Source organism: Streptococcus sp. GMD6S, assembly GCF_000297015.1.
Genome location: NZ_AJRH01000048.1, coordinates 1 through 10,403, shown reverse-complemented (window position 1 = coordinate 10,403; position 10,403 = coordinate 1). Strand labels below are relative to the sequence as shown.

General features: G+C 39.5%; 5 protein-coding genes and 1 pseudogene. All 6 read right to left on the bottom strand.

All coding sequences use genetic code 11. The features are described from left to right. Positions 1-4,928: pseudogene (gene padA / locus GMD6S_RS07170) on the bottom strand (LPXTG-anchored isopeptide-forming adhesin PadA); the annotation flags it as partial. Positions 4,929-4,989: 61 nt separating this feature from the next. Continuing rightward, the gene (locus tag GMD6S_RS07165; RefSeq protein WP_001168152.1) at positions 4,990-5,577 is read right to left on the bottom strand and encodes a TlpA family protein disulfide reductase; all 588 of its coding nucleotides are present in this window, start codon (positions 5,575-5,577) and stop codon (positions 4,990-4,992) included. Positions 5,578-5,969: 392 nt separating this feature from the next. Beyond that, entirely contained in the window at positions 5,970-7,316 is a 1,347-nt protein-coding gene (gene glnA, locus GMD6S_RS07160) for a type I glutamate--ammonia ligase (RefSeq protein ID WP_001122883.1), read from the bottom strand. A gap of 38 nt (positions 7,317-7,354) precedes the next feature. After that, positions 7,355-7,711, bottom strand: a complete 357-nt coding sequence (glnR, locus tag GMD6S_RS07155; protein ID WP_000664333.1) for a transcriptional repressor GlnR — start codon at positions 7,709-7,711, stop codon at positions 7,355-7,357. 76 nt (positions 7,712-7,787) lie between these two features. Next, positions 7,788-8,315 (bottom strand): FUSC family protein, encoded by a 528-nt coding sequence (locus GMD6S_RS07150; protein ID WP_000119887.1) that lies wholly within the window; start codon positions 8,313-8,315, stop codon positions 7,788-7,790. Positions 8,316-8,456: 141 nt separating this feature from the next. Next, the coding region (locus tag GMD6S_RS07145) for an SspB-related isopeptide-forming adhesin (RefSeq protein WP_000320405.1) at positions 8,457-10,403 on the bottom strand (1,947 nt) is incomplete at its 5' end.

Below are 10,403 nucleotides of genomic sequence, written 5' to 3'. Positions count from 1 at the left end.
CTAGCATCAAGAGCTTGACCATTCAATTTAGCACTTGAAGTTCCTGCGAATTCAAGAACGTCTACTAGTGTATCTGTGACTGAGAAGGCTGTCGCATCTTGCGCTACTGTTGTTTTCACGTTGTAAGTGAAGACTTGGTCACGTTTGTCAAGAGTTTCAGCTTCTTTGCCGTTCACATCTTTCTTGATCTCTGGCTCTTCTGGTGTTGGTGGCGTTACTGGAACTTCGTTAGAATCCTTGTGGTATCTTGGATTATGATCAATATCATAAGAAGCCTTATTCGGAATCTCTGTCTTACCATCTTTATTCACATAAGCTGATAAGTTGGCATTATCTCTAATCTTAGCCTTGAAATTCACTTCAATTGACTTACCGGCATCTGCTTTTACAGAAGCTTCTGTAAAGGCAACTTTGATGACTTGACCAGAAAGTGTCACTGTCGCCTTCGATCCTGCATCCTCACCATCAAGTTTAACAGTAGCTGAAGCATTCTCACCGACAAATTCTAGAACTTCTTTCAACTCGTCTGTCATCTCAAACACAGTTGCGCTGGCAGGCATTGTTGTTTTCAAAGTATAAGTAAATTCTTCATTACGTTTTGCAAGATCATAACGTTCTGCTCCGTTTACTTCCTTCTTAAGCTCTGGAGTAGTGGTTGGTGGTGGTGTAACTGTAACTGGTTTTGATTCTTTCTTAGAATCAGGATTGTCATTAATGATGTAGCTAGCAGTATTTGGTACTACTGGCTTGTCTTTTGCTTCATTTGGATAAGCAGTCAAGAGAGCATCGAAAGTGATGCCGTCTTTAATCTTGGCATTGAATGAAACTTGGACTGCTTTACCAGCATATTGTTTCACTTGATCTTTTCCAAATGTGACTGTCAAGGTTTGACCTTCTGTTTTCACAGTCAAATCTTGAACAGCTTGGCCGTCAACAGTGACAGTTGCTTCCCCTTCAAATGCCAATTCTTTGACGATATCATCTGAAATGGTGAAGCTATCTGCCACATGTGGAACCGTTGAGTCAATCGTATAAGTAAAGATTTCTGATAACTTACCAAGATCTGCGTGTTCCTGACCATTCACCTTCTTCGTGATTGGTGGTGGTGTAACAGTGACTGGCTTGGTTTCTTTCTCACCTTGTTGGTCATTCTTGTTGGTGTAAGTAATCTTAGCTTTGTTCTCAATAGATGGAACAGTTGAGCCTTTCTTCACTTTGGCATGAATCACGAGCTCTACTTCTTGGTTACCGTAGTCACCCGCATTCGCAAAATCTTTCATCGTTGCAGTCACGGTTTGACCTTGAACTGTTACATCGAAGAATTTCGCTGCAGCTCCCTTGATTTCAGCTTGACCTGGAGTCAAGTTCTCATCCAAGGTATCCGTTACAACGAAGGACTTGTACGTTGTAATATCATTTGGCAATTTCGCTTTGATATTATAAGTAAAGTCGGTTTCCGCACCGATTGTTGCCTCTGTCAGTGTTTCGTTGATTTTCTTATCAACACCTGGTTCTGATGGAGGGGTTACGGTGACAGGTTTCGTTTCCTTTTCTCCGCTATGATCGTTCTTATCTGTGAAGCTAAACTTCGCAGTATTTGGAATGTTGATACGAGTCACTCCATCATTGATCTTAGCTGGAATAATCAATTCCACTTCTTGACCAGCAAGAGCTGTAGCGTTCGCAAAGTCCTTCATCGTTGCAGTCACGGTTTGACCCTCAACTGTTACATCGAAGAAGGCAGCAGCTGCTCCTTTGATAACTGGTTTGCTTGAAGTTTCATTGATAACTGACAAATCTCCTTCAAGTGTATCTGTAATCACAAATTTCTTGTAATCTGTAATATCGGTTGGAAGTTTTGTCTTAATGTTGTAGTTATACGCTTGACCTGTCGCGATATCTAAGTGATCAAGAGTTTCATTGATCTTCTTCGTTACAGGAGGTGGCGTTACGGTGACAGGTTTCGATTCAACTTTTTTCTCTACATTATTCTCATTTGTAAAGGAAATAGAAGCCTTATTTTCAATGGTTGTGCCTGTCACACCATTTTTAACTTTTGCAGGAATGACTAGTTCAACAGTTGAGTATTTTGCAAGTTCACCAAATTGACCATCCTTCACCGTTGCCGTAATCTCTTGGCCATTGGTGCGGATATCAAAGAGGGCAGCTGCAGAACCTTTAATACTTACGGCACCTGCAAGTTCCAAATTAGCATCTAGTGTATCACGAATCACAAATTTCTTGTAATTTGCAACATCACTTGGTACTGCTGTTGTAATGTTGTAGTTGTATGGTTGTCCATCAAATGTTTGGAATGTATCCAAGTTTTCATTAATCTTCTTATTAATAGAAGGTTCTTTTGGTTTTGGTGGTGTAACCGTTACTTTATTTGATGTTTTCTTGATATCATTCAAGACAACATCTGCCGTGTTAGGTACTTTAATTTGACCATCTTCCTTATATTTAGAAAGGTCAGCACCCGCACGAATCTTAGCCTTGAAGGTCAATTCAAGGTATTGAACATCTTTAGTCTTACGACGCGTTACCTTACGTGAGATTTTTTCGAGTTGAGTTTTATCAAGAGTCAGTGAAACAGTTTGACCTTCAACTTTTACAGCAGTTTTCAACTCAGTATTATCTTTTTCACCAAGTTTTACATTCAAGCTATCTGCCTGAACTTCCAACTCTGAAACAACTGTATCTGTAAGGCTGAATGTATCTGCAAGGCCTGGCCATGGAACAGTCACTTTGTACTCGAAGAGTTGTTCTTCTGTCTTAAGATCTTCATGTTCCTTATCATTGACCTTCTTCGTAATTTCTGTTACAACTGGTGGTTTCACATAAACAGGATTTGAACGGCGAATCGTACTTGGTTTAGTATCTGTCTTGGCATGCGCATCTTGGTTTGGTTGATTGTCATCACCATTCCACATGATATTACCCTGGTTCAGCAAACCGAATCCATCATTATCCTGAAGAAGGGCCATAAATTCTTTACTTGCTTGATTATTGCGGTATTGTTCTTTCAAACGAACCTTGATGGTCATTTGAGCTTTCTTCAATACCAAGTAATTATAGTTTGATCCTTTAGCAGGAACATCAGCAACAACAACATCACGTTCGTTTCCAAGATCGTCATTTTGTTTCACGACACGAGTGGCCCATTTTTCTCCATTTGGTCCAGTAGCTGAACTTTCAACTACTTCCAAACGGTAGTCAAGTGGGTCTGTCAACATGACGTTCTTTTCAAATTCGTAGGCTACGTTATTGAAGTTGTAATCAAGAGTATAGGTGAACTCCTCTGCCTTGTCTGACAATTGTGCAGAATAGGCTTTTTTCTTTGTCAAACCAAGCGGGTCATCAATTTCTCCCAAGTCATTTCTCTTATCTGCGTCGGTAATTTTCTTAGTGACACTTGGGTAACAGTACTCGAGCTTTTGAACTTCAACTTTTTCATTACGTCCACCGATTTTTTGAGTTTTAAACTCACCCGTCTTGAAGACACCAGTCAACTCAGGAACTGTAACTTCTTCTTTTACAGGTTTATAATCAGCTGGCGGATCAACTTCATCCTCTTCATTCGTTTCAGGAGCACGTGCTTCCTTACTCAAATCATAGTCGAAACTGTTATTACCTGGATTGAAGACACTATCGGGTACATAGATTGTGACATTGTCGCCTTCTTGATTGATTCGACCACGAATTTGTTTTGATGGGTCTGTGACTTTTTCAACAACAGTCTTGCCATTGATTCGAACAGCATCCACCTTATATCCAGGTGTAACAGTGAACTCACCTTTAATGTCTTCCTTAATCAACGCAGCTCCAACAGATTCTAGAACTCGACTTGAGAACTTATTGATATCGCTTTGTTCATTAACATAGAAGGAAACATTCTTACCATTAATATTTTTAGCTGGAGAAGCCATCCCCTCTAATGCTTCATGGAAGATATCTTGGACACTTCGGTTATCTCCTATATTAAAATATTTTGAATAACCTTCTCTATATGTGTCATAATACTGAGCTTTAGAGTTTTCAAAGATTGATACGTCTTCCCAGAAACCTACTACTACAGTCCCTTCGGAACCAACAACATTTTTAAGTCTTGTAGATGCTTCCTTAACCTCTTCCACACGCCCTAAAACGTTTTGAGATGCTTCAGTTAGCTCATTAAAATTCCAGGCACGTGAAAGAATTTTGTTACGATAATCACTGTACTCTAGACGAACCTTACCATCCGGGTCACGTTTCCCATTAGCAACACCATCCGTAATCAAAAGGAAGATGGTCTTACGACCGTTAGCCATATTCCCTTTTATTTGATTATATTGAGCAATGACATCGTCAATAGCTGGAACGGTTGGTGTTCCTCCTGCTACCTTAATATTATCAATGAATTGATGGATATCATTTTGATCAGAAGACAAGTTGCTAGACTTGTATTTGTAATCATAATCAGCTCCCCAACCACCAACAACATCTTTACGACCTGTAAAATCATTATTGTAGTAATAGTTGTATCCATCCGCACCTTGGAAGGTTGCCATCATAACTCGGTCTGATGTATCCGGGTTATCAGTCTTAACCAAACGAGGATTATTCTCATCATAATTTTCTTCACTGACAAATGTTGTCAATGTTTTTAAGGCATTTTGGACATTAGGAATGGTGTTCCTGAACGATCCACTCGCATCCTGAAGGATAACTAAGTCGACCGGTTTACGTGGAACTGTCCACTTTGTTTGGTCCGATTTCTTTATCTTACGATAACATCCATTCTGGATAATTTCCGTATTATCTCCTACTCGAATTACCTCAGTTTCATCAGCCGCACCACGACCGAAACGTAAACTAGCTAATCCTAATGGCACAGAGAGAAACAGAATCGTAAACAGAATGGAGACCTTTTTAATGAAATCTCTCATAATTTTCTCTGAAATCCTATTGTGATTTCTTCTTCCTCCTTTTTCCCGAAATGAATGTATGTTAGTTTAGCAATTCTTGTAACTCTTTCGAGAAATTTTCAGCAGTGGTATGATTTACTAATACATTCTTTACCTGTTGCTGTTTTGTCACAAGATACATACTTGGTATGGTTTGAACCTGTAAAAGATCGGCTGCGGACTGATCTTCGTCATAATAATAGGGGAAAGTATATCCTTTTTCTTTGATATACTGATCAGCAGTTTCCTTTGTTTCTTTTCCTGGTTCGTTCATATTCAGAAGAACAAAATGAATTTGATCTCCATACTTTTCATACATCTGCTGAACAATGGGTAGTTGTTTCTGGCAATGCGGACACCAACTAGCCCATTCGACAACTAACATAGGTTTATCATACAGTTCCGAGATAGCAATCAATTTGCCATCTTGAGAGGTCATTTTAAATTCTGGAAGTTGTTGACCTTTTAAACTCAAAGCCGTATTGTTCTTATCACTAGAAGTTGATTGCGAAACTGACGATGAACCTATATCTCCATCCTTAGTGGGTCGGGTGTAATAAAGTAAACCCACCGCTAAACCTATGATGACACCCACCGCTAAAAATGGTAGCCACCACTTGTCTTTTTGCATAACATCTCCTTTCCTTTAATAGTAAAATACAACGAATAAGTCTTGAGTAGATAACATATTAATACAATCAAACAAAAACTGCGACTCATTCATTCCAAATGATATTTTATCATTTACTATTCATTTATACAAGCAATACGTTGTCAAATAGTAAACTTTTTTTAAAAGTAGAAAATCGCCATTAAATACCATCATTGTACAGTTTTTCTAATCATAAACTTGATTTCGTTTTCTGAGATTTGTCAGAATATTCCCGTTTCCGATGCATAATTGTAAGCAAGGCAAGAAATATGAATTGCCTATATTACCTATACTAAAATTTGCATCAAAATACTTTTATAACATTGCAAAAATAAAAAAGATTATCCAATTAGATAATCTTTTTTATGTTCTTAATACAAATCAAGATAATTATCAACTTCCCATTGTGAAACAAAGGTTGCATAGCTGGCCCACTCGATACGTTTCGCTTCAAGGAAGCTAGTGTAGATGTGTTCACCTAGGGCTGCCTTGACCACGTCATCCTCAGTCAAAGCTTTCAAAGCGTTGTGAAGAGTTGATGGAAGATCAGTGATTCCAGCTTCCTTACGCTCTTCTGCTGTCATGATGTAGATATTCTCTTCGATAGGAGCTGGTGCTTCGATTTTGTTTTCAATACCATGCAAACCAACTTCCAAAAGAACCGCCATAGCGATGTATGGGTTTGCCATTGGGTCCACTGAACGCAACTCAAGACGAGTTCCCATACCACGTGAAGCCGGCACGCGCACAAGTGGCGAACGGTTACGACCAGCCCAAGCAATGTAAACAGGTGCTTCATAACCTGGAACCAAACGTTTGTATGAGTTAACTGTTGGGTTCATGATAGCAGTATAGTTGTAAGCATGCTTGATCAAACCGCCAAGGAAATGGTAGGCCGTTTCAGACAACTGCATTCCTTTTGGATCATTTGGATCAAAGAAGGCATTGTTTCCTTCTGCATCAAACAAGGACATATTACAGTGCATACCTGATCCAGCAATACCAAATTTTGGTTTTGCCATAAAGGTTGCGTACAAACCGTGTTTACGAGCAATGGTTTTTACTACGAGCTTAAAGATTTGAATCTTGTCACAGGCACGAAGGACTTCATCATACTTGAAGTCAATTTCATGTTGTCCAACCGCAACCTCGTGGTGACTCGCTTCTACTTCAAATCCCATTTTGGTCAAGACATTCACGATTTCACGACGTGTATTGTCCGCAAGGTCAGTAGGCGCCAAATCAAAGTAGCCACCCTTGTCATTCACTTCAAGTGTTGGGTCGCCATTTTCATCCAACTTAAATAGGAAGAATTCTGGCTCTGGACCAAGGTTGAAGGATTTGAATCCTACTTCTTCCATATGACGAAGTGCACGCTTCAGATTACCACGTGGGTCACCTGCAAAGGGTTCGCCTTCTGTTGTATAGACATCACAGATCAAACCTGCAACACTTCCATTTTCATCTCCCCAAGGGAAGACTGTCCATGTATCCAAGTCTGGGTACAAGTACATATCTGACTCATTAATACGTACAAAACCTTCAATAGAAGATCCATCAAACATGGCTTTATTTGACAAGACCTTATCTAACTGTTCATCTGTAGCAGGAATTTCGACGTTTTTCATCGTCCCCAGGATATCTGAAAACATGAGACGAATAAAGGTAACATTTTTTTCCTTGACTTCACGACGAATATCTGCAGCTGTGATTGGCATGGGTTTTCTCCTTAATATATATGACTACTTGCGATTGCCTAACCGCGACCAAAGGGTGACCGTACTGAAGCAAAGCGCCCCTGCTGGAGGAGTTCATTGTGGAGTGCGCGACGCACTTCCGTCTGACTCACGGCTTTCTTGGACTTCGCCTCGCGTTCAGCATATTTTTTCTTAATCGCAGCAATATTATGACCTTCAGAGATATAATCTTTGATTTCAAGCAGACGATCCATGTCATTCAACGAATACATGCGACGGTTCCCTTCGTTTCGATCAGGTTTGATCAACTCTTGATCTTCATAATAACGAATCTGACGCGCTGAGAGATCGGTCAATTTCATAACACTGCCGATAGGAAAAACAGCCATATTTCGGCGAAATTCTCTTTCCTTCATTTACAATTTCCTTCTTCCTGTCTATTATAGTCTAAAAAAAGACATACGTCAACGAATAATGTCATAAAATGTAACATTATTTTCTTTTTTTCTCCCAAAAGAGTTTCAGTTGCTCAATATCATAATTTACAAGGATTGCGACAAAAACTCCCATAAATGTTTCAAATACACGTGCAAACACGTACAAAAATGTTTCTCCGCTCGGTATTGATAGGGTAATGATCAACATAGCCGCTACACCACCGATAACTCCTGCCTTGTTGTTCATGGCGACATTTGTCATAATGGTTAACATGGTGCAAATCGGAACAACTAGTAAAGTTACCCAAAAGGCTCCATGAAATAAAGTGTTTAAGAGGAAAAAGACAAGGGCGTAAAAACCGCCAATACTATTTCCTAAGATACGCGAAGTTCCAAAATGGACGCTCTTATCAAAGCTCTCTCGTAAACTGAAGACTGCTGTCAATGCTCCGATTTGAAGCCCCTTCCAGCCAAAAAAACCAAAAATCAAGAGAACTATAAATACGGCAATCCCTGTTTTGAAGGTTCGCATACCAAGCTTGAACTGTGACTTATCAAATTTATATTTTTTAAAATAACTCATAATCTCAACTTTCTACTACCATTTTAACATAAATTAGTTGATTTTATGAGTGAAAATCAATAGGAAGCGTTTTTAATTTAGGGGTACAAAAAAGAGGAAACAGAGTTCCTCTTTTCTATTTAAATTCAGAGCTTAGTTGCTTTAATCTTCTTTACGTTTCAACTGACCAAGTCCTAAAACTCCTACTAAAGCTGCTAGACCAAGATATGGCATGTAGCTTGAATCATTTGTACCTGTTTGAGGTAGAGTAGGATTCCCTTTTGGATTTGGAGTAGGAGTTGTTGGCTCCTCTGGTTTCTTAGGTTCTGGCGTTGTCGTGCGAACTGTATTTGAAGCATAAGCAACTTTGTTCACAGTATTTACATAGGTATTTTCAAAGGTTCCGACAGCAATTCGTTTCATTTGAATATAAGTCTCAGCCTGGAATGGAGAATCCAACTGAATCTCTTGAAGGAATTCTTCCTTGAAGCGAATTGTAATCATTCCCTTATCTTGATTATGTTCAACCTGTGTTTCAGCTGTTAAGTCTGTCCCTGCCTTAATAACACGACCGTCTTTCAATCGGATATCAACCTTGGCAAGAACTTTATAGTTTCCAGTGTATTGATCACCTTTTTGGTCATAATCATCTACAAAACTATAGTCATTCAAGTCCTCAGAATGATTTTGTGGAATCAAACCACCGATTAAACGATAATTGAAGAACTGGTTCAACGGAATTGTTTGGCCATCAATATTGTCACTGCTTGGATCCATACTGATTGTCACATCTTTTTTCGGTGTGATTTTCGGTACGTTGTTGACAACTACTTCTGTAGCATAGCCATTTCCAAAATCAATTTGGTAGGCTTTGTTTTCATACTTACCACCCGTTTGACCAAATTCAGGTTTAACTGTCATCGGATCTGTGATTAGCAATGATTTTCCTGCTGCTACATAGTTCTTGTAGAATTCAGCTGGATTATCAGCTGAGAAGAGTTGGAAAGCACCTTTAACAGTGATGTTTGCTTTCTTCAACAGATCTTGAACCTTCTTAGGCGCAGCTTCTAAACTATCAAATTGTTGAACACTGACACCTGGTACAAGATTGCCCTCTAGATCACGAATCTTAACCAATTCTGGTTGAAGGGTTAAGGCTTCTTCTGGATAATCATCCACATAGTAGAAACCATTTTGAATCGCTTCTTTAGAAGATTTATCTCCCTTGTATTGGTCCAAATCCCATGTGAGTTCATAGTAGTTCGTTGAACCAGCTAGAACTTCTTTGCCATCAATATTCACACCTTGCTTGTTCTTGTTAACTTTCAAAGGCTTGATGTAGTTGTTATTTGGATTGTCAGGATCATTTGGTTTACCTGGAGTCGTTACACGAACAATGTTTGACTTGACACCGTAGGCGTCGTTGACTGTCAATGTAAAGTTATTCGTATAAGTCGCCCCATCATTCAAGACACGACCAACAACAGTTGGATATAGAGTCTCAAAGGACTTTGTCAAATCTGCATTGAAAGCAGCCAAGGTCTCCTCAGTAGCCTTAAAGGTTACAGTGTGACTAGCTTTATCATAGCTTGTTTCAAAACCTTTGCTTGCAGCCTTGGTTGTTTCCAAATCAAACTGATAGCCAGTTGGAAGTGGATCTACCAATACAAACGAAGTTGTTTTTGGACGACCAGCTGTCAACGCTTCTGTTTTCAACTCAAACTTCACTACAGACTGCTTAGCAACGAGAGTACGATCGATATCTACTCCATCCTCATTTTTAATTTCTTTATTAATCTGAGGTTGTGCAAATAGACGATTGTAATGGAAGTGAACTGTTGGCACCGCTGGTGGTGTTGGCAACTGCTTAGGAGTTGGTGCTACCGGCGGAGTTGGCAATGGATCATAGTTTGGCTCTTCTGGTTTTGATGGCTCTGGTTGATCTGGAGTTTTTACCGGTGGAGTTGGCTCATTTTCATAGCTTGGTGCTACTGGAGCTGGTTCCAATGGTTTCTCTGTCTCATATGTTGGCTCTTCTGGTTTTGATGGCTCCGGTTGATCTGGAGTTTTTACCGGTGGAGTTGGCTCATTTTCGTAGTTTGGTGCTAC

What these genes read in the sequence shown, in the direction of transcription:
- glnA (WP_001122883.1), bottom strand. Translation starts at nt 7,316, where the DNA reads ATGCCAATCACAGCTGCAGATATTCGTCGTGAAGTCAAGGAAAAAAAT.
- glnR (WP_000664333.1), bottom strand. Translation starts at nt 7,711, where the DNA reads ATGAAGGAAAGAGAATTTCGCCGAAATATGGCTGTTTTTCCTATCGGC.
- GMD6S_RS07165 (WP_001168152.1), bottom strand. Translation starts at nt 5,577, where the DNA reads ATGCAAAAAGACAAGTGGTGGCTACCATTTTTAGCGGTGGGTGTCATC.
- GMD6S_RS07150 (WP_000119887.1), bottom strand. Translation starts at nt 8,315, where the DNA reads ATGAGTTATTTTAAAAAATATAAATTTGATAAGTCACAGTTCAAGCTT.